Raw genomic sequence first — 21,399 nt, 5'->3', positions numbered from 1 at the left:
GACGGGATCTGATGGGCCACCCACTCCATCGCAAGTCGGCGGGCGCATGGTCTTGAACACCCGCGCCGTTTTTGTCTGTTCTTGACCCAAGCCGTCGGAGCGGGCACCGGCGCGGGTGGCGGGCCGGTCCCCCCTGTGGCAGCATCGGCGTCGAATGAACCGCGGTTCCGCGGGTGGAAAGGTCGTCGACGCATGAGCGCAACCGCGAGCCATTTTCCGGATTTCGCCATCGAGACGCTGACCGACGATGGCGACACCGTGTTGATGCGGGCCAAGCGGCCCGGACGGCCGTTTTCGCTGCTGATCCGGGCGCCGGGGCCGGAGGAGCGGACGGCGGGCGGCGTGCGCCGGTTGCGCCACGAGCACGCCCTCGCCGCCCGGCTCGATCCCGCCTGGGCGGTCAAGCCGCTGGATCTGGTCCGGCATCGCGGCGTCGAAGCCCTGACGCTCGGCGACCCCGGCGGCCGTCCGTTGGGCACCCTGCCCGACCAGTCGCTGTCGCACCGGCTGCGGATCGCGGTCGGGATGGCGCAGGCCGTCGGCCGCATGCACGCGCGCGGGCTGGTCCACCGCGACCTCCGGCCGTCCAACATCCTGGTGGGCGAGGCCGATCGGGTGCGGCTGACCGGGTTCGGCTCCGCCACCATGACGGCGCTGCGGCAACCCGCACCGGCCGAGCCTGACGAGCCGACCGGCACGCTGGCCTACATGGCGCCGGAACAGACCGGGCGCATGAACCGCCCGGTCGACCACCGCAGCGACCTCTACTCCCTCGGCGCCACGCTGTACGAGCTGTTCACCGGACAGGTGCCCTTCGGCGCCCGCGATCCCATGGAACTGGTCCACAGTCATCTGGCCCGGACGCCGGTGGCCCCCGACGTCCGCAACCCCGATGTACCGCCGGCGGTCGGCGCCATCATCCTGAAGCTGCTCGCCAAGACGGCGGAGGACCGTTACCAGACCGCCGACGGCGTGGCCCACGACCTGCTCCGCTGCCTGCGGGAGTGGGAGGCCGCCGGCCGGATCGAGCCCTTCCCCATCGGCCGGCGCGACCGGCCGGACCGGCTCGGCCCACCGGCCCGGCTCCATGGCCGGGAGCAGCCCGTCGCCGCGCTGGAAAGCGCCTTCCGCGGCGTGGCGGAGCAGGGGCGCATGGGGGTGGTCCTGATCGCCGGCCCCTCCGGCGTGGGAAAATCCTCGCTGATCCAGGCGTTGCGGGAATCGGTGATCCCCCCACGCGGCCTGTTCGCCGCCGGAAAGTTCGACCAGAGCAAGCGCGACGTGCCCTACGCGACGCTGGCCCAGGCCCTGCGCGGGCTGCTGGCGCAACTGCTGGAGTCCGGCGGCCTGGACCAGGAGTTCTGGCAGCGCCGCCTGCGCGAGGCCGTCGGCGTCAACGGCCGCCTGATGACCGCCCTGGTCCCGGACCTCGCCGGGCTGATCGGCGACCCGCCGCCGCTGGCCGACCTGCCGCCGCAGGAGGCGCAGAGCCGCTTCGACACCGTGTTCCGGCGCTTCCTGGAGGCCTTCGCCACCCCCGACCACCCGCTGGTCCTCGTCCTCGACGACCTGCAATGGCTGGACCGGGCGACGCTCGACCTGCTCGACCGGCTGGTCGCCGATGGCGGCCTGCCCTATCTGCTGCTGGTCGGCGCCTACCGCGACGACGAGGTCGGTCCGGCCCATCCCCTGCAGACCCTGCTCCAGCGCATCCGCAACGGCGGCCAAGCCGCCAGCCAGGCCATCGACACGGTGGCGCTCACGCTGGCGCCGCTGCGGCGCGAGGACGTGCAGGAAATCGTCGCCGACGCGCTGCTGCGGACGCCGGAGGAGGTCGCCGAGATCGCCGCCATCCTGCATGAGCGGACCGGCGGCAACGCCTTCTTCGCCGTGCAATTGCTGACAGCGTTCGGCCGCGAGGGCCTGATCCACCACGACGAGCTGACCCGGCGCTGGTATTGGGACGTGGCGGCCATCGCCGCAAAGCCGCTCGGCGACACCGTCGACACGCTGATGTCCGACCGGTTGGACCGCTTTTCCCCGGTGGCGCAGGATCTGCTGGCCTGCCTGGCCTGCCTCGGCACCGGCGTGCCGGTGACCACGCTCAGCCTCGCCAGCGGGCTGCCGGCCTATGCCGTCGACGCCGCCCTGGCGGAAGTCGTGCGCGAAGGGCTGCTGCTGTCCGCCGACGGTGTCTACCGTTTCCTGCACGACCGGGTGCAGGAGGGGGCCTACGCCCTGCTGCCGGATGCCGGCCGGGCCGCCCGCCATCTGGACATCGCCCGCGCCCTGCGGCGAAGCCTGGGCGCCGACCCGTCGGACGAGCGGCTGTTCGAGGTGGTCGGCCAGTTCGACCGCTGCGGCTCCCTGGTCGTCGATTGCGACGAGCGGGAGGCGGTCGCCGGCCTCTACCTCGACGCCGGACGGCGGGCGCGGGCCGCCAGCGCCCACCGCTCCGCGCTGGCCTATGTCCTGTCCGGCCTCGCGCTGCTGGACGACCGGCTGTGGGAGCGCCAGCACGGCCTGACCTTCGCGCTGGAGCATCTGCGGGCGGAGTGCGAGTTCCTGTGCGGCGACCTGACGCTGGCCGAACAGCGCCTGCTCGACCTGTCCGGCCGCGCCGCATGCCCGGTCGAGAAGGCCGCCATCGTCTCGCTGCTGGTCACCGTCTACACCGCCATCGACCGCAGCGACCGGGCGATCGAGGTCTGCCTGGGCTATCTGGCGGATGTCGGCGTCCACTGGCCGCCCCATCCGCCCTGCGAACTGGTCCTGCAGGAATACGGCCGCCTGCGGGACCTGATCGGCGAACGGCCGATCGCATCGCTGGTCGATCTTCCGGCCGCCAGCGATCCCGACAGCCGCGCGACGCTGGACGTGCTGGCCGCCGCCCTGCCGCCGGCCTTCTTCAGCGACCCGCATCTCGTCTGCCTGATCCTGTGCCGCATGGCCAACATCGCGCTGACCGACGGCAACAGCGACGCGTCCGCCCTGGGCTTCGCCTATCTCGGCATGGTCGCCGGGCCCTATTTCGGCGACTACGCCGCCGGCTACCATTACGGAAAGCTCGGGCTGGACCTCGTCGAGCGTCACGGCCGCAACCGCTACCGGGCGCGGGTGCTGATGACCTTCGCCTACCACGTCGTGCCCTGGACCCGCGACATCCGCAGCGAACGGGCGCTGCTGCTGCGGGCGTTCGAGGAGGCGCGCGACAGCGGCGACGTCACCTACAGCGGCTTCACCAGCGTGACGCTGATCACCAGCATGCTGGCGTCGGCCGAATTCCTGGCCCAGGTCCAGCGCACGGCGGAGGCCCGGCTCGCCCATGTCCGCCACGCCAAGTTCGGCCTGTGCGCCGACATCCTGACCACCCAGATCCAGCTCATCCGTTCGCTGCGCGGCCTGACCTCGGAGCTGGGCTCCTTCGACGGGGCCGGGTTCGACGCGGCGGCCTTCGAGACCCGGTTGCAGGCCAACCGCAGCCTGGACATCGCCACCTGCTGGTACTGGATCCGCCGGCTGCAGGCCGGCTGCATCGCCGGCGACATGGCCGCCGCGGCGGAGGCCGCCGACCGGGCCGAAGCCCTGCTCTGGACCTCGTCCGGCCATTTCGAAATGGCGGAGTTCCATGTCCACGCCGCGCTGGCCCGCGCCGCCCGGCACGACGCCGCCCCCGATGCGGAAAAGCCCGGCATCGCCGCCGCGCTGGCCGCCCATGCCGAACAGCTCCGGGTGTGGGCCGAGAACAGCCCGGACAATTTCGAGAGCCGCTTCGCCCTGGTCGGCGCCGAGATCGCCCGGACCGAGGGGCGGAACGAGGCGGCGATGCACGGCTACGACCACGCCATCCGGGCGGCCCGGCGCAACGCCCTGCCCCAGATCGAGGCGCTGGCCTACGAGCTGGGCGCCGCGTTCCACCGCAGCCGCGGCCTGCCCACCATCGAGCACGCCTATCTGCGCGAGGCGCGGACCTGTTACGAACGCTGGGGCGCCATCGCCAAGGTCCGGCAGTTGGAAAAGCGCCACCCCTGGCTGCGCGCCGACCGCCAGGCGGAGGAGGAGGCGTCCGACGACAGCCGCAGCCTGGAGGGGGTCGATCTGGTGGCCCTGCTGGAAACCTCGCAGGCGATCTCCGGCCAGGCGGGGGTCGAGCAGCTGACGCGGACGCTGCTGACGCTGGTGCTGGAGCATGCCGGGGCCAGCCGCGGGCTGCTGATCCTGGCGCGGGGCGACCGGCTGCGGGTGGAGGCGGAGGCGAACACCGGCATGGACGGGGTGGTCGTGCGGCTGGTCCAGGAGGACATCGACCGCCTCGCCCTGCCGCACACCATGATCCATGTGGCGATCCGCGAGCAGGAGACGGTGATCGTCGACGACACCCGGGCGACCGGGCCCTTCACCGCCGACCCGTATTTCCGCGAGACGACCGCGCGCTCCATCCTGTGCATGCCGCTGATCCGGCAGCGCAAGGTGGTCGGGCTGCTGTATCTCGAAAACGGCCTCGCCACCCACGCCTTCCCGCAGACCTCGGTCAACGTGCTGATGCTGCTCGGCTCGCAGGCGGCGACCTCGCTGGAAACCGCCAGCCTGGAGGAGAAGGAGGCCCTGCTGAAGGAGGTCCATCACCGGGTGAAGAACAACCTGCAACTGGTCACCAGCCTGCTCAACCTCCAGGCCAGCCGAATCACCGACAAGGCGGTGGCCGCCCTGTTCGCCGACAGCCGCGACCGCGTGCGCTCCATGGCGCTGGTCCACGAGAACCTGTACCGGCTCGGCAACTTCGCGCGCATTCCGATGAAGGCCCACCTGGACTCGGTCTGCGCCCACCTGCTGCGCGCCTACGCCGTGCAGGGCGGCACCGTGCGTCTGGTGACCGAGCTGGAGGACGTCCAGCTCGACCTCGATCGCGCCGTGCCCTGCGGGCTGATCGTCAACGAACTGGTGTCCAACGCGCTGAAACACGCCTTTCCCCACGGGCGGACCGGAACGGTCCGGGTTACCCTGTCCGCGGTGGACCGGCAGTGCGTGCTGTCCGTCCTGGACGATGGCGCCGGCTTGCCGGACGGGTATGATGCCGATACGGTGGACACGGTCGGGCTCCAGCTCGTGTCCGACCTGACGCACCAACTCCATGGAACCCTGCGCTATGTCTCGACCAGGGGGTCGGAGTTCACCGTCACCTTCCCGCTCAAGGGGCGCAGCCAAGGGACAGCATGATCAGCGCGCGAATCCTCGTCGTTGAAGATGATCGCATCGTTGCCCGCGACATCCAGCAACAGCTGGCGCGCATGGGCCACACCGTGGTCGGCCTGTCCGCCAGCGGTGAGGACGCCATCCGCATCGCCGGCAGCCAGCAGCCCGATCTGGTGCTGATGGACATCCGCCTGGACGGCGAGATGGACGGCATCGAGGCCGCCCGCCGCATCCGCGACCAGCATCACATCCCGATCGTCTTCCTGACCGCCTATGCCAACGACGAGACGGTGCACCGCGCCAGCCTGACCGAGCCGTTCGGCTATCTGCTGAAGCCGTTCGAAGAGCCGCAGATGCGCACCGTCATCCAGATGGCGCTGTACAAGCACGCCAGCGACGCCAAGCTGCGGATGGGCGAACGCCGCTACGCCGCCACGCTGGCCAGCATCCGCGACGGCGTCATCCTGTGCGACAACCACGCCCGCATCGACTTCATGAACCGGGTCGCCGAGACGATGACCGGCTGGTCGGCGGTCGAGGCGGTCGGCCAGCCGCTGGCCGCGGTCTTCGCCGCCGTCGACGAGGAAACCCGGGAGCGGCTGGAGACTTTCGCCTCGCTGGTCCTGCGCACCGGCAACCTCGCCCCGCCGGAACGGCTGTCGACGCTGGTCTCCCGTAGCGGGTCGGAGATCGTGGTGGAGGAGCGCTGCTCGGTCATCATCGACGACCGCGGCGGGGTGGCGGGCGCGGTCCTGGTGTTCAGCGACATGACGCAGCGCCGCCAGATCGCGGAGGCGTTGCGCCAAGCGCAGGCCGATCTGGCCCATGTCGGCCGCCTCACCACGATGGGCGAGCTGGCCGCCGCCGTCGCACACGAGGTCAGCCAGCCGCTGATGGCCATCGTCACCAACGCCGGCACCTGCCTCCAGCACCTGTCGCGGCCGCAACCCGATCTGGCGAAGACCCGCACGGTGGTGGAGCGGATCGTCCGCGACGCGCAGCGGGCCGGCGACGTCGTCCGCAGCATCCACGCGCTCGCCCGCCGCACCCCGGCCGATCCCGGCTGGGTCGACCTGAACGCGCTGATCACCGACACGCTGACGCTGGTGCGGGCCGAGCTGCGACGGGCGAAGGTCGAGGTGACGTCGAATCTGCTGAAGGGCTCCCCCTGGGTTCATGGCGACCGGGTCCAGCTTCAGCAACTCGTCCTCAATCTGGTGATGAACGCCATCGAGGCGATGACCGGACTGGAGCAGCGGGAACGCCGGATCACCATCGCCAGCCGCAGCCGCGACGGTCGCATCCATGTCAGCGTGGAGGACACCGGCGTCGGCATCGCGCAATCGGACACCGAAGCCATCTTCAAGGCACTGTTCACCACCAAGCCGAAGGGTCTGGGCATGGGACTGTCGATCAGCCGGTCGATCGTCGAGCTTCACGGCGGCCAACTGACCGCCGCGCCGCGGCAGCCCTGCGGCAGCCGGTTCGAGTTCGTGCTGCCGGTCGCCGCGCCGGGAGCGGCGGCATGATCGCCGCGAAGGCCGCCCCCGGGAAGGCTGAAGAGCCGGCGACCGTCGTCATCATCGACGACGACGAGGCGGTGCGCGAGGCGCTGGAAGGGCTGCTGGACTCGGTGGGGCTGCGCGGCCGCAGCTTCGCGTCGGTGCAGCATTACCTCGACGCCCAGCCGGCGATCGGGATCGGCTGCATGGTGCTCGACGTGCGGCTGCCCGGCCGCAGCGGCATGGATTTCCACGCTGAACTGGCGAAGACCAAGGACGCCCTGCCCGTCATCTTCATCAGCGGGCACGCCGACGTGCCGATGTCGGTCCGCGCCATGAAGGCCGGCGCGTTCGAGTTCCTGACCAAGCCGGTCCATCACCAGGAGCTGCTGGACGCGATCCAGGCCGCCATCGCCAAGCATCGCGAGCGGCGCTGCCAGGAGCGCGGTCTGGTCAGCCAGCGCGCCCGCTTCGAAACCCTGACGGCGCGGGAACGCGAGGTCACCCTGCTGGTGGTGTCGGGCCGGCGCAACAAGCAGATCGCCGGCGACCTGGGGCTGAGCGAGGCCACGGTAAAGCTTCACCGCGGCCAGGCGATGCGCAAGATGGCGGTCCAGTCGGTGGTCGAACTGGTCCGCATCGTCGACAGCCTCGGCCTGGAGGCCGAGCACACCGCCTGAGCGCTCCCGCCGCGGGGGGCTACTCCGCGGCGCCTTCGTCGGACAGGGCGCGCTCGGCGCTCAGCTCCTCCAGATCCAGTTCGGCTTCCAGCAGGTGAAGGACGTTGTCGTGGATCCGGCCGGCGCGGTGCAGCCGCAGGATCTCGGCCCGCGCCGCCTGGCTGGCGGCCAGCACGATGGAGAAATGCTCCTTGCGGTCGGCCAGCAGCGCCCCGTCGCTGTCGTGGAAGCGCACCGCCATGTCCGCGCGGTGGCCATACTGCTCCACCAGCCGCGGGTGGCGCTCCTGCCCGTCGGGGCCGCGCGAGCGATGCGTCACCGCGGCCAGCGCCGCCCGCGCCATGCAGATGCGGGCCGCCGATTCCGACAGGGTCGGCGTCTGCGCCAGCGTGAAGCTGTCCAGCCGCATCCAGCGGATCAGCGGCGCGAGCGTCAATCCCTGGACCAGGATCGAGATCAGGATCACCGCCAGCGTGGTCGCCAGGATGACGTCGCGCCCGGGAAACCCCTCCGGCACCGACAGGGCGACGGCCAGGCTGACCACGCCGCGCATCCCCGCCCACGACATGATGACCGGCACGGCGAAGGCCGGATAGGGATCGCGCCGGCGCAGGGCCGGCAGGAGGAAGCGCGGCAGGTAGGTCGACGGGATGATCCAGGCGAAGCGGGCGGCCATCATGGCGGCGGCGATGGCGACCACGTCCGGCAGCAGCGCGACGACGTCCGTCCCGCTTTCCGACAGCCGGCCGAGCACGCCGCGCAGCGACAGGCCGATCAGGATGAACACCAACGATTCCAGGACGAAGACGACGACGTTCCACACCGCGTTGGCGTGGGTCCGCACCTGCGCCGAATACAGGTCGTGCTGGCGCCAGCCCATGACCAGACCGCAGCTCACCGTGGCCAGCACGCCGGAGACGTGCAACGCCTCCGCCCCCATGTAGGAGCCCCAGGCGGACAGGAAGCCGCCGACGATGTGGAGCGGCACGTCCTCCAGCCGGGCGAGCAGGAAGGAGGCGGCGTAGCCGAAGGCGATCCCCGCCAGCACGCCGCCGACGGCGAGGTGGAAGAATTCCACCACCGCGCCCCCGGCGTCGAAGCTGCCGGTCAGCCCGGCGGCGATGGCGATGCGGAACAGCACCAGCCCGGTCGCGTCGTTGACCAGGCTCTCGCCCTCCAGCAGCGTGACCAGCCGCGGCGGCAGCGGCAGTCCCTTCAGCACCGCCTTCGCCGCCACGGCGTCCGGCGGCGACACGATGGCGCCCAGCGCAAAGCAGGCGGCCCAGGGCAGCGACGGCACCACCAGATGGGCGACGACGCCGACGATCAGGGTGGTGAAGGCCACCGCGCCGATGGCCAGTTGCAGGATGATCCGCAGATTGTCGCGGAAATCGCGCCAGACGGTGAAATAGGCACTGGCGAACAGCAGCGGCGGCAGGAACAGCAGCAGCGTCAGATCGGGATCGAGCGTGATGTCCGGCAGGCCGGGGACCAGCGCCAGCCCGATGCCGCCCAGCACCAGCACCGCCGACGGCGGCACCCGCAGCCGGCGCGCCGCCAGTTCCAGCACCACCACGGCTGCCAGCAGCCCGAGGACGAGTTCGAATTGACCGGACGGCGCCATGCTGAAACCCACGCGGTGACGGGAAGCCCCCACTGTCGGCCCGGCGGGCCGACGCGGTCTTGTTCAATGTCGGCTCGCTTTGCCCGAAGGGAACTGGCCGGGTCGCTCCGCCCCCGGAACACGCCCCATCCCCGGTCCCGGCCGCGCCCAGGCCTGTCCAATGGCCGAGCATACCTTGGTCTGGTTGAGACGCGCCCTGCTGCGTTGCTACCATGGCGGCCGTCAATCCCCCAAATCGCCGCACCGGCTTCAGGAGCCCTCCCATGGTCGACGCCATCATCATCGGAGCCGGCCAGGCCGGCCCGCCGCTCGCCCAGCGCCTGACCGCGGCCGGGATGACCGTCGCGGTCATCGAACGCAATCTGTTCGGCGGCACCTGCGTCAACACCGGTTGCACCCCGACCAAAACGCTGGTCGCCAGCGCCCGCGTCGCGCGGATGGCGCAGCGCGCCGCGGACTACGGCGTGATGATCGACGGCCCGGTCCGCATCGACATGGCGCGGGTGAAGGCACGCAAGGACGAGGTTTCCGGCCGCTCGCGCCGGAACATCGAACGCTGGCTGCGGGAGATGCCCGGCTGCCGGGTGCTGCAGGGGCACGCGCGCTTCGAATCCGCCAACTCCGTCCGGGTGGGGGACGAGTTGCTGACCGCCGACCGCATCTTCATCAACGTCGGCGCCCGCGCCGCCGTGCCCGACATGCCCGGCGTCGGCGACGTCGATCTGCTGACCAGCGGCACGATCCTCGACCTCGACCATGTTCCGCGCCATCTGGTCGTGGTCGGCGGCAGCTACATCGGGCTGGAGTTCGCCCAGATGTACCGGCGCTTCGGCAGCGCGGTCACCATCGTCGAGAAGGGCGATCGGCTGATCGCGCGCGAGGACCCCGACGTGTCCGCCGCCATCCGCGACCTGCTGGAGCAGGAAGGGGTGACCGTCCGCACCTCGGCCACCTGCATCCGCTTCGCGCCGCACGCCGACGGCGTCGCGGTGGGGGTGGACTGTTCGTCCGGCGACCCGGAGGTGGTCGGCAGCCACGCCCTGCTGGCGGTCGGCCGGCAGCCCAACACCGGCGACCTCGGCCTCGACCGCGCCGGCATCGCCACCGACGCGCGCGACTTCATCACGGTGGACGACCGGCTGCGCACGTCGGTGCCCGGCGTCTGGGCGATGGGTGACTGCAACGGCCGCGGCGCCTTCACCCACACCGCCTACAACGACTTCGAGATCGTCGCGGCGAACCTGCTCGACGACGATCCGCGCAGCGTCGACGACCGCATCCCGGCCTACGCGCTCTACACCGACCCGCCGCTCGCCCGCGTCGGCATGACCGACGAGGCGGTGCGCCGGTCCGGCCGCCGCGCCCTGGTCGGCATGCGGCCGATGACCAGGGTCGGCCGTGCCGTCGAGAAAGGCGAGGCGCAGGGCTTCATGCGGATCGTCGTCGACGCCGACAGCCAGGAGATCCTGGGCGCCGCGATCCTGGGGCCCGGCGGCGACGAGGCGATCCACGGCGTGCTGGACATGATGTACGCCAAGGCGCCCTATCCCACCCTCCAGCGCGCCGTCCACATCCACCCGACGGTCGCCGAACTGCTGCCGACGCTGCTGGGCGAGTTGAAGCCGCTGGACGGAGCGCCGGCATGAACCCAATCGACCTGACCTGAAGGAAAGACACCGCAATGACCGTTCCGCCCAGCGAGCAGGTGCAACTCGTCGCCCATCTCGTCGCCAAGCCCGGCCAGGAGCAGGCCCTGGCCGACGCCCTCACCGCCATCGTTCCGGCGGTGCTGCGGGAACCCGGCTGCCTCGGTTACGCCGCCCATGTCGACCGCGAACGGCCCGGCACCATCGTGATGTACGAGGTGTGGCAGGATCAGGCCGCGCTCGATGCCCACGCCGCCGGGGCGAACTTCACCGGCCTCGCCGCCCGCTTCGACACGTTGTTGGGTGAGCCGTTGCGGATCCAGTTGCTGCGCCGCATCGCCTGACGCCGACGGTGCACCCGGGACCAGGGGGCCGGCGGCGGCGACGGCTCCCTGCGCCATTTGTGATCCAATCAGCCGCATATGCCCAAGCCGACGCATTGTCCGTGCGCCAATCAGGGGCAACTCCACATTGTTCAACCGACAGAAGCTATGGCATCCATGGCTTCTACCGGGCGGCGCGTGACGCGGATTGTGTTGCGCCAATCCGTGCAATCGGGTATATTGGATAAATTTTGGATAAAACTCGTCGGCAGGACAGATCATGGACGTGCTCAACGTCAGGGATCGGGCCGCTCACGGCGCAAAAGCGGTCGTGGAGTTCATCGAGCGCAACATCGCCGACGGTCATTGGGGACCGGGCACCAAACTGCCGACGGAGCGGGACCTGGAAAAGCGCTTCGGCGTCTCCCGCAACACCTTGCGCAAGAGCCTGCGGCAACTGGAGGAGCGGGGAACCATCACCCGCCATGTCGGCCGCGGCTCCTTCGTGGCGCGCGGGCCGGACCAGACGGAAAACGCGGCCTCCCCGCCGGCCGCCGGGGACGGTGGTCAAGGCCTGGTGCACCGCATCCACGGCGCCAGCCCGATGGACGTGATGGACGTGCGGCTGATGGTCGAGCCGCAGGCGGCGGAACTGGCCGCCAGCCGGGCCAACACCGCCGACCTGCAGCGCCTGGAAGAGTGCCTGCGCGGCGCCGACCAGTCGCACGAGGTTCCGGACTTCGAACGTTGGGACGGGATGCTCCACGTCGCGATCGTCGCCGCGGCCAAGAACGGCCTGCTGACCGACATCTACGACGCGATCAACGACGTCCGCAATCAGGCCGAATGGGCGCGGCTGAAGGCGCGCAGCGTGACGCCGCAGCGCCGCGCCGTCTACCAGGAGCAGCACCACCGCGTCGTCGCCGCGCTGAAGGACCGCGACGGGGCGAAGGCGCGCGCGGAACTCCACCAGCACCTGACGCTGGTCCGCGCCAATCTCCTCGCCGCCTCGAGCGTCGGCACCGCCGCCGAGCCGGATGCGGAGGCCTGACGGGAACGACCCCCCGGAAAAGGGAGCGCTGCGCCGCCCAAGTCTGCCCTGCAACGCTTTGCACCTCCCCTGCCACCGGCAAATCTGCTATGGCCGCAGCATCGGATGGGGCCGGTCATGCCCCATCGGCACGGAGTGGACGTCATGCGGCCCGTCGAGTGGTTTCGCGGTTTTCTGCCGAGCACCCTGCGCGGCAAGCTGCTCCTGGTGTCCCTGGCGGTGGTGGTCCTGCCGATCTCGCTCACCGGCTATCTGCTCGAGCGGGAGGGGCGGCAGGCGCTGGTCCAGGAAAAGACCGAGAAGCTGTTCGGCCTGACCCGGCTGCTCGACGCGCATCTCGGCCCCGGCTTCGACGCCCTGCTGGCCGACGGCGGCGCCACCACCGGGATTGCCGCGACCGACCGGGAGGCCGTCATCGCGGCCCTGTCGGAGCGGCTGACGCCCTTCACCGACCTCGTCGCCGGGGCCAATCCAGGGGTCGGGGTCGGCTATTACAGCAAGGCGCTCGACGCCATCATCACCTACGGGCCGAGCCGGGACTACAGCGCCACGGTCGGCACCAGCATCCCGCCGGAACATCCGGGCTGGCGGGTGCTGGACAGCGGCAAGCGCGCGGTGGAGAGCGGGCGGCAGGTGCGCGGCTTCATCCTGAACGCGATGCTGCCGATCCTGCGCGACGGCACCGTGATCGGCTACATCTGGGCCAACGAGCTGTCCGACGACGTCGAACACCAGGCGGCGGCGATGGACCGGGCGGTGCTGACGGTCAGCGCCGCCGGCATCCTGCTGGGCCTCGCGCTCACCCACGCGCTGTCGCGCGGGATCGGCCTGGACATCCGGCGGATCATCGACGGGCTGCTCCGCATGCGCAGCGACCTCGGCCACGCCATCCTGCCGCCGCCGGGCGAAGTCGGCGAGATCGCGGTGGAGGTCAATGGCATGGCGCGCGCCCTGCTGGACGCCCGGTCGCTGACCGAGAACATCCTGCACAGCATCGCCGACGGGGTGATCGCCGTCGACTGGGCCGGGCAGGTCACCGCTGTCAACCCGGCGGCCGAATGGATGATCGGGGTGACCGCCGCCGAGGTGATCGGCCGGCCCTATGCGTCGCTGTTCAAGCCCGATGGGCAGTTCGCCAGCCCCCTGCTCGACACGCTGAAGACCGGGCAACCGCACATCGGCGTGTCGCTCGACTTTCCGGGCGCCCGGCAGACCCTCCACCTCACCGTCTCGAGCAGCCTGCTGCGCAACAGCCACGGCGAGGCGATCGGCGCCGTGGTGGTGCTGAAGGACCTGACCGAGCAGCGGCGGCTGCGGACCCAGATCATGCGGGCCGACCGGCTGGCGGCGCTGGGCGAGCTGGTCGCCGGCCTCGCCCACGAGGTGCGCAACCCGCTGACCTCGATCCGCGGCTTCATGCAGTTCCTCGAAAGCTCGGACGACGTCAAGGAATGGCAGCGCTATGCCCCGCTGATCGTGCGGCAGGTCGACAGCCTGAACCGGCTCGTCACCGAGTTGCTGGAGTTCGGCCGCCCCCGCCCGCCGGCAATCCGCCCGGTGCAGTTGAACGACCTGATCCGCGAGGTGTCGCTGCTCGCCGGGCGCAAGTCGCACGCGCGGATCACCCTCGCCCTCGCCCCGGACCTGCCGCAGGCCGAGGCGGATGGCGAGGCGCTGAAGCAGGTCGTGCTGAACCTGATCATCAACGCCACCCAGGCGACGCCGGAAACCGGGACGATCACCATCACCACCGCCGCCCAGGACGGCCGGGAGGCGGTCGTCGCGGTGACCGACGACGGCGAGGGCATCGCCGCGGAGAATCTCGACAAGGTGTTCGACCCCTTCTTCTCGACCAAGCCGAACGGGACCGGACTGGGGCTGGCGATGGCGCACCGGATCGTCGATGCCCATCACGGCACCATCACCATCGCCAGCACGCCCGGGGCGGGCACCACGGTGACCTTGCGCATCCCCTTCCTTCACAGCCGCACGGACGACGCATGACGACCCAGCTTCCAACCGAGCTGCCGCCGGCCGCCCGGGCGCCGGGCATCCTGGTGGTGGACGACGACGAGGCGATCCGCCAGATGCTGGCCGCCGTCCTGTCGCGCGAAGGGCTGGCGGTGAGCACCGCCGCCGACGGGGTGGAGGCGGTCGCCGCCTTCGCCATGCAACGGCCGGCGGTGGTCCTGATGGACATCCGCATGCCGCGGATGACCGGGCTGCAGGCGCTGGCGGAGATCCGCAAGCTCGACCGCTCGACCGCGGTGATCCTGATGACCGCCTTCGCCGAGGTCGGGACCGCGGTCCAGGCGATCAAGGACGGCGCCTTCGACTACGTCATCAAGCCCTTCGACATCGCCGAAATCCTGCTGCTGGTCCGCCGCGCGCTGCAGATGCAGAGCATGCGCGACGACATCGCGACGCTGCACCGCGAGCTGTCCAGCAGCTACCGCACCGACCGCATCCTGACCGCCAGCCCCCGCATGGCCGAGCTGCTGCAGACCATCGCCAAGGTCGCCAAGAGCAACGCGACCGTGCTGGTGACCGGCGAGAGCGGCACCGGCAAGGAGCTGGTCGCCGCGGCCATCCACTACAACAGCCCGCGCAGCGCCGGCCCCTTCGTCAAGGTCAACTGCGCCGCGGTGCCCGAGGGCCTGCTGGAAAGCGAGTTCTTCGGCCACGAGAAGGGCGCCTTCACCGGCGCGGCGACCCGCCGCCGCGGCCGGTTCGAGCAGGCCGAGCACGGCACCCTGTTCCTCGACGAGATCGGCGACATCTCCCCCGGTCTCCAGGTCAAGCTGCTCCGCGTCCTGCAGGAGCGCGAGTTCGAGCGGGTCGGCGGCACCGAGCTGGTGCGCACCGATGTGCGCGTCATCGTCGCCACCAACCGCAACCTGGAGGAGATGGTCCGCCAGGGGCTGTTCCGCCAGGACCTCTATTTCCGGCTCAACGTCGTGACGCTGCGGACGGTGCCGCTGCGCGAACGCCCGGAAGACGTCCGCCTGCTCGCCAGCCATTTCCTGCAACGCTTCGCGGCGGAGAACCGGATCGAGGTCGGCGGCATCGACGAGCAGGCGATGGAGCGCCTGCTGGCCTACCGCTGGCCGGGCAACATCCGCGAGCTGTCCAACGCGATGGAACGCGCGGTGGTGATGAGCACCGGCTCGATGATCGTCGCCGAGGACCTGCCGGAACAGATCGCCGGCCGGGTGGACGATGGCGAGGCCCCGACCGACGCCGCCATCGACGCCGCTCCGCCCGTCGCCGGCGGCGGTTCGCTCCGCGAACAGGTCAGCCGCTTCGAGGCCCGCGTGGTGGCCGACGCGCTGGCCCGCAACGACGGCAACCGGATGCGCACGGCGCAGGACCTCGGCATCAGCCGCCGCTCGCTGCTCTACAAGCTGCAGGAATACGGCATCTCCTGATGCCGGCCCACGCCGCTGCGCAAACTCTTGCGCAGCACGCACAAAGTTGCGCACCGCCGCCGGGTCCGGTCCGGCCGTCCCGCCGGTTTTTGCGCAGGTCCCACGGCTGAAACCCCGGTTTTGCGCCGCCCCGCCCCGGCGCCATCGGCTGGCACAGCCCTTGCGTATATGTGGGTATGCTGGCCGGCCCCGTCGCTCCACCGCGATGGCGTGGATGTCACGGGTCCCCCGGTCGCAGCGCTACGAAACAAGAATGAGCGCTGGGTTCGCCCCCTCCGGTTTAGTACCGGCCAGGGAGCGGGCTCGCGCCCCGGGGCCGCCGGCGGGCATTCACCCGCCGTGCCCCGACGTCTAAGGGGGACGTCGAATGAGTAAAGTGCGTAAGCTGGAAGAGGCCGTTGCCATGATTCCCGATGGTGCGGTCCTGATGATCGGGGGCTTCATGGGGGTCGGCACGCCGCCCCGCCTGATCGACGAACTGCTCCGCCAGGGCAAGCGCGACCTGACGGTCATCGCCAACGACACCGCCCGCCCCACCGTGGGCATCGGCCGGCTGATCGCGGCGAAAGCGGTGCGCAAGGTGATCGCCAGCCACATCGGCACCAATTCCGAGACCCAGCGCCAGCTGATCGCCGGCGAGACCGAGGTCGAGCTGGTGCCGCAGGGCACGCTGGCCGAACGGGTGCGCGCCGGCGGCTTCGGCCTCGGCGGCGTGCTGACCCCGACCGGCGTCGGCACGGTCGTCGAGGAGGGCAAGCAGCGCATCGAGCTGGACGGCGTCGTCTATCTGCTGGAGAAGGCCCTGAAGGCCGACTTCGCCCTGGTCGCCGCCAAGCGTGCCGACTATCTCGGCAACCTCGAATACGCGCTGACCGCGCGCAACTTCAATCCGCTGATGGCGATGGCCGCCGCGATGGTGATCGTCGAGGCCGAGGACATCGTGCCGGTCGGGGTCATCCCGCCCGACAGCGTCGTCACGCCGAACGTGCTGGTCGACTGCCTGGTCGCCAAGGAGCATCGCCATGGATGAGAAGACCCTGATCGCCAAGCGCGTCGCGCTGGAACTGCGCGCGGGCAACCTGGTGAACCTCGGCATCGGCCTGCCCACCCTGGTGGCCGCCCATCTGCCGGCGGGCGTCAACGTGTTCTTCCAGTCGGAGAACGGCATCGTCGGCATGGCCCCGGTGCCCGAACCGGGGGCGGAGAACGAGGATCTGAGCGACGCCGGTGGCAGCCCGATCGGCGCCGTTCCCGGCGCCGCCGCCTTCGACAGCGCGATGTCCTTCGGGCTGATCCGCGGCGGGCACCTGGACGTGACCGTGCTCGGCGGCCTGCAGGTCGACGAGGAGGGCCGGCTGGCCAACTGGATGGTGCCCGGCAAGATGGTGCCCGGCATGGGCGGCGCGATGGATCTGGTGTCCGGCGCCAAGCGGGTGATCGTCGCCATGCAGCACAGCGCCAAGGGCGAGCCGAAGATCGTCAAGCGTTGCGTCCTGCCGCTGACCTCGGTCCGCCGGGTCGACCTGATCGTCACCGACCTCGCGGTGATCGAGCCGACGGACAAGGGGCTGGTCCTGGTGGAAATCGCCCCCGGCGTCTCGGTGGCCGACGTGCTGGCCCAGACCGGCGCCGAGCTGATCGTCCCGTCCGACGTGCCGACCATGCCCGTCGGCCTCTGACCGTCCCTTCTTGAGCATCGGGGAAGCCCTGCCCCTGCGCCGTCCGTCGGCGCGGACGGGGCCCCCGTGTGCCGGAGACCCGCCATGAGCGTCACCACTGCCCCCCCGTCGGCGCCGGACGCCGCCGCCCGCTTCAACCCGATCACCCCGATTTCCCGCGCCCTGACCTGGCTGGTCAGCCGCTATCTGCCCGACCCGCTGATCTTCGCCATCCTGCTGACCGTGCTGACCTTCGGCTTCGCCTGGTGGCTGACGCCGAGCGGGCCGGTCGACCTGGTGCGGATGTGGGGCAACGGCTTCTGGAACCTGCTGGCCTTCTCGATGCAGATGGCGCTGGTCCTGGTCACCGGCCATGCGCTGGCCAGCTCCGAGCCGGTGCGCAACGTCATGGGCCGGGTGGCCTCCATCGCCAAGACGCCGACGCAGGGCGTCATGCTGGTCTGCTTCGCCGCCGCGGTGACCAACGTCATCAACTGGGGCTTCGGCCTCGTCGTCGGCGCCATGTTCGCCCGCGAGGTGGCGCGCCGCATCCCGAAATCCGACTACCGGCTGCTGATCGCCTCGGCCTACATCGGCTTCATGACCTGGCACGGCGGCTTCTCCGCCTCGGTCCCGCTGGTCGCCGCGACCAAGGGCAACCCGATGGAGAAGACGGTCGGCCTGCTCCCGATCTCCGACACCATCTTCACCACCTACAACATCGGCATCACGCTGGCGCTGATCGTCGTCCTGCCGCTGATCTGCCGGATGATGCACCCGAAGGCGGACGAGGTGGTGGCGGTCGACCCGGCCCTGCTGAAACCGGAACCCTCGACCAAGCGCGTGCTCGGCCCCGACGCCAGCCCGGCCGAACGGCTGGAGGAGAGCCGGGTCCTCGGCTTCGTCGTCGCGGCGCTCGGCATCGCCTACCTGTTCCTGCACTTCCAGGCCAAGGGCTTCGACCTCAACATCAACACGGTCAACCTGATCATGCTGGTGGCCGGCCTGATCCTGCACGGCACGCCGATGGCCTACGCCCGCGCCGTCGCCAACGCCGCCCGCGGCACCGCCGGCATCATGGTGCAGTTCCCCTTCTACGCCGGCATCCAGATCATGATGGAGCATTCCGGCCTGGGCGGACTGATCACCAACCTGTTCGTCGACATCGCCAACAAGGACACCTTCCCGGTCCTGGCCTTCCTGTCGTCGGGCATGATCAACTTCGCGGTTCCGTCGGGCGGCGGTCACTGGGTCGTCCAGGGTCCCTTCATTATGCCGGCCGCCCAGCAGCTCGGCGTCGACCTCGGCAAGGCGGCGATGGCCATCGCCTACGGCGAGGAGTGGATGAACATGGCCCAACCCTTCTGGGCGCTGCCGGCGCTCGCCATCGCCGGGCTGGGGGTGCGCGACATCATGGGCTACTGCGCGACGGCGCTGGTCATCACGCTGCCCATCTTCCTCATCGGCCTCTACTTCTAGCCGCCTCCGACCGGCCGCCGCCGCTCCGCCCAATGGACGCGGCGGCGGCCTCAACCTTCAAAAAAGTCCGTTCCGGAGAAACCTCCATGACCGAGATCGTCATCGCCAGCGCGGCCCGCACCGCCATCGGCAACCTCAACGGCGCGCTCGCCGCCGTCCCCGCCCACGAACTGGGCGCCGCCGTGATCCGCGAGGCGCTGTCGCGCGCCCACACCGACGCCGCCGAGGTGTCGGAGGTCATCCTGGGTCAGGTGCTGACCGCCGGCCAGGGCCAGAACCCGGCCCGCCAGGCCGCCGTCGCCGCCGGCATCCCGGTCGAGAAGACCGCCTTCGGCATCAATCAGGTCTGCGGCTCCGGCCTGCGCACCGTCGCTCTCGGCTATCAGGCGATCCTCGCCGGCGACGCCGAGGTGATGGTGGTCGGCGGCCAGGAGAGCATGAGCCTGTCGCCCCACGTCATGCACCTGCGCAACGGCACCAAGATGGGCACGGCCGAGATGCTGGACAGCATGATCCGGGACGGCCTGTGGGAGGCCTTCAACGGCTACCACATGGGCGTCACCGCCGAGAATGTCGCCCGCGCCTGGAACCTCGGCCGTGAACAGCAGGACCTCTTCGCGCTGGCCTCGCAGCAGAAGGCCGAGGCGGCGCAGAAGGCCGGCCGCTTCAAGGACGAGATCGTCCCGGTCACCATCAAGGGCCGCAAGGGCGACACCATCGTCGACACCGACGAATACCCCAAGCACGGCACGACGATCGAGGCGCTGGCCAAGCTGCGCCCGGCCTTCGCCAAGGACGGCACGGTGACCGCCGGCAACGCCTCGGGCATCAACGACGGCGCCGCCGCCCTGGTGCTGATGACGGCGGAGAACGCCGCCCGGCGCGGGATCACGCCGCTGGCGCGCATCGCCTCCTGGGCCACCGCCGGCGTCGATCCGACGATCATGGGCACCGGCCCGATCCCGGCGTCGAAGCTGGCGCTGAAGAAGGCCGGCTGGACGGTCGGCGACCTCGACCTGATCGAGGCCAACGAGGCCTTCGCCGCCCAGGCCCTGGCGGTCAACGCCGGCATGGGGTGGGACGTAGCCAAGGTCAACGTCAACGGCGGCGCCATCGCGCTCGGTCACCCGATCGGCGCGTCGGGTGCCCGCATCCTGGTCAGCCTGCTGCACGAGATGGGACGCCGCGACGCCAAGAAGGGCCTCGCCACCCTGTGCATCGGCGGCGGCATGGGCGTCGCCCTCTGCGTCGAGCGCGGCTGACCACGACGCGGCGGCGCGGTCCCTCGGGCCGCGCCGCCTTATCTTTGCTTCTTCATGGAGATCAGGATCATGTCCCACATCATCGAAGTTCCGATCACCCTGCGCATCAAGGTCTCCGGGGCCAGCGATGCACAGGCCACCGCCCGGCAGGCGGCCGAGCATTTCAGCCATGTCAGCCACGCCCAGATCGCCGCGTTCAACGAGGTGAATCGTGTCCATGGGGCGGAAAGCGTCGTCGTCGAAGCGGTCACCAGCGTCGTGAGCGGCGCGGGTCACGCCGCCTGACATTGGCCGGCCCCGGGCAACCGGCCGGAAAGAGGGAAGCTGCAATCATGCGCATTTCGGAACTGCCGTTGCGGTGGCGGATCGGATTTCTCGCCTCGCTGTCGATCATCGCCGCCGGTCTGGTGGCGGCGGTCGGCGGCCACTTCGTCAACCGTGCGCTGGTCGAACAGCGGATGAACAGCGTCCGCTTCATCGCCGAGAGCGGCGGCAGCATCGCCGCGCGCTACCACAAGCTGGCGCAGGACGGCGTGATGAGCGAGGAGGAGGCGCAGGAGCGCGCGAAGACCGCGATCGGCGCCATGCGCTATTCCGACGGCGAGTATCTGTGGATCTGGACCTCGCAGATCATCAGCGTCATGCACGCCAACGCCGGCCTGATCGGCAAGAGCGGTGCGGAGATCCGCGACCGCAACGGCGTCTACGTCATCCGCGAGGCGGTGCGCGGCGCCCTGACACCGGTGCCGGAATTCGTGTCCTACGAATGGCCGCGGCCCAACGACCCGAAGGGTCCGACCTATGAGAAGCTCGCCTACTCCGTCCATTTCAAGCCGTGGGACTGGGTGATCGGCACCGGTGTCTACACCGACGACCTGCGCTCCGCCTTCGCCGGCATGATGACGGTGTTCGGGCTGGTGGTGGCCGGGCTGTCCGGCCTGGCCCTGCTGCTCGGCTGGGCGGTCGCGCGCAGCGTGACGGGTCCGCTGTCGCGCGTGCACGGCGTGATGCTGCGGCTGGCCGAGCAGGATCTGGACGCCGAGGTGCCGGAGCGCGGCCGGCGCGACGAGATCGGCGGCATGGCCCGCACCCTGGAGGTCTTCAAGGCGAACATCCTGCGCAACCACCAGATGGAGCAGGAGAGCCGCACCGCGGCGGCCCAGGCGGCGGCCGACAAGCGCGCGGCCGTGCTGGAACTGGCAACCCGCTTCGAGGCGACCGTCGGCCGCATCGTCGATCAGGTCGGCGCCTCCGCCACCGCCTTCCAGGCGACCGCCTCGCAGGTGTCGAGCGCGGTCGAGGAGGTCGAGCGCGAGTGCACCGCCGTGGCCTCGGCGTCCGAACAGGCGTCGGCCAACGTCCAGACCGTCGCCGCCGCCGCCGAGGAGATGTCGACGGCGATCCGCGACCTGTCGTCCCGCGTGGCGCAGGCCGCCCATCGGTCGAAGACCACCGCCGAGCGGACCGAACAGGCGCAGACCCAGCTCGACGCGCTGGCGACGGCGATCGAGCAGGTCGACCAGATCGTGGCGTCGATCAACGCCGTCGCGTCG

Annotated in this window: 15 protein-coding genes; 14 read left to right on the top strand and 1 reads right to left on the bottom strand. The window is 70.5% G+C overall.

Features of this window, described 5'->3' with window-relative positions; all coding sequences use genetic code 11:
* The first annotated feature begins 192 nt into the window (after nt 1-192).
* From TSO352_RS30495 to TSO352_RS30485, 3 genes are read left to right on the top strand one after another with little or no spacing between them, the layout of a single operon-like run.
* Nucleotides 193-5,217, top strand: coding sequence for an AAA family ATPase (locus tag TSO352_RS30495; protein WP_109111045.1), 5,025 nt, complete (start codon nt 193-195; stop codon nt 5,215-5,217).
* Entirely contained in the window at nt 5,214-6,722 is a 1,509-nt protein-coding gene (locus TSO352_RS30490; protein ID WP_109111044.1) for a response regulator, read from the top strand. The genes TSO352_RS30495 and TSO352_RS30490 overlap by 4 nt, the downstream gene beginning before the upstream one ends.
* Nucleotides 6,719-7,375 (top strand): response regulator, encoded by a 657-nt coding sequence (locus tag TSO352_RS30485; RefSeq protein WP_109111043.1) that lies wholly within the window; start codon nt 6,719-6,721, stop codon nt 7,373-7,375. Before TSO352_RS30490 ends, TSO352_RS30485 begins: the two co-directional genes overlap by 4 nt.
* Nucleotides 7,376-7,394: 19 nt before the next feature.
* Here the strand turns inward: TSO352_RS30485 and TSO352_RS30480 are convergent, their stop codons facing one another.
* A complete protein-coding gene (locus TSO352_RS30480) occupies nt 7,395-8,999 on the bottom strand; it encodes a Na+/H+ antiporter (protein ID WP_109111042.1) in 1,605 nt (534 codons plus the stop codon).
* Nucleotides 9,000-9,262: 263 nt separating this feature from the next.
* Here TSO352_RS30480 and TSO352_RS30475 point away from each other — a divergent pair, with 263 nt between their 5' ends.
* The 11 genes from TSO352_RS30475 to TSO352_RS30425 all read left to right on the top strand — a co-directional run.
* A complete protein-coding gene (locus TSO352_RS30475) occupies nt 9,263-10,645 on the top strand; it encodes an FAD-containing oxidoreductase (RefSeq protein ID WP_109111041.1) in 1,383 nt (460 codons plus the stop codon).
* Nucleotides 10,646-10,680: 35 nt separating this feature from the next.
* Entirely contained in the window at nt 10,681-10,989 is a 309-nt protein-coding gene (locus tag TSO352_RS30470) for a putative quinol monooxygenase (RefSeq protein ID WP_109111040.1), read from the top strand.
* Between the two features lie 259 nt (nt 10,990-11,248).
* Complete coding sequence (locus TSO352_RS30465; RefSeq protein ID WP_109111039.1) at nt 11,249-12,019, top strand: FadR/GntR family transcriptional regulator; 771 nt, start codon at nt 11,249-11,251, stop codon at nt 12,017-12,019.
* A gap of 144 nt (nt 12,020-12,163) precedes the next feature.
* Nucleotides 12,164-14,023 carry a two-component system sensor histidine kinase AtoS gene (gene atoS, locus TSO352_RS30460; RefSeq protein WP_109111038.1) on the top strand — a complete coding sequence of 620 codons (1,860 nt, stop codon included), beginning with the start codon at nt 12,164-12,166 and terminating at the stop codon, nt 14,021-14,023.
* A complete protein-coding gene (gene atoC, locus TSO352_RS30455; protein WP_109111037.1) occupies nt 14,020-15,447 on the top strand; it encodes an acetoacetate metabolism transcriptional regulator AtoC in 1,428 nt (475 codons plus the stop codon). Before atoS ends, atoC begins: the two co-directional genes overlap by 4 nt.
* Nucleotides 15,448-15,814: 367 nt before the next feature.
* Nucleotides 15,815-16,477: a 3-oxoacid CoA-transferase subunit A gene (locus TSO352_RS30450; RefSeq protein ID WP_109111036.1), complete on the top strand. Its 663-nt coding sequence runs from the start codon at nt 15,815-15,817 to the stop codon at nt 16,475-16,477.
* Complete coding sequence (locus TSO352_RS30445; protein WP_109111035.1) at nt 16,470-17,126, top strand: 3-oxoacid CoA-transferase subunit B; 657 nt, start codon at nt 16,470-16,472, stop codon at nt 17,124-17,126. Before TSO352_RS30450 ends, TSO352_RS30445 begins: the two co-directional genes overlap by 8 nt.
* Before the next feature lie 84 nt (nt 17,127-17,210).
* On the top strand, nt 17,211-18,584 hold the full coding sequence (locus TSO352_RS30440; RefSeq protein WP_109111034.1) for a TIGR00366 family protein: 1,374 nt from the start codon (nt 17,211-17,213) through the stop codon (nt 18,582-18,584).
* An 86-nt stretch (nt 18,585-18,670) separates the two neighbouring features.
* Nucleotides 18,671-19,846, top strand: a complete 1,176-nt coding sequence (locus TSO352_RS30435; RefSeq protein ID WP_109111033.1) for an acetyl-CoA C-acetyltransferase — start codon at nt 18,671-18,673, stop codon at nt 19,844-19,846.
* Nucleotides 19,847-19,915: 69 nt separating this feature from the next.
* Complete coding sequence (locus tag TSO352_RS30430) at nt 19,916-20,131, top strand: hypothetical protein (RefSeq protein ID WP_109111032.1); 216 nt, start codon at nt 19,916-19,918, stop codon at nt 20,129-20,131.
* 47 nt (nt 20,132-20,178) lie between these two features.
* A partial coding sequence (locus TSO352_RS30425; protein ID WP_199231789.1) for a cache domain-containing protein occupies nt 20,179-21,399 on the top strand: 1,221 nt, incomplete at its 3' end.

Origin of the sequence: Azospirillum sp. TSO35-2, assembly GCF_003116095.1 — a bacterium.
Taxonomy (GTDB): domain Bacteria; phylum Pseudomonadota; class Alphaproteobacteria; order Azospirillales; family Azospirillaceae; genus Azospirillum.
Note: the sequence above shows the minus strand (reverse complement) of the source record. Positions and strands in the feature narration are given on the sequence as shown.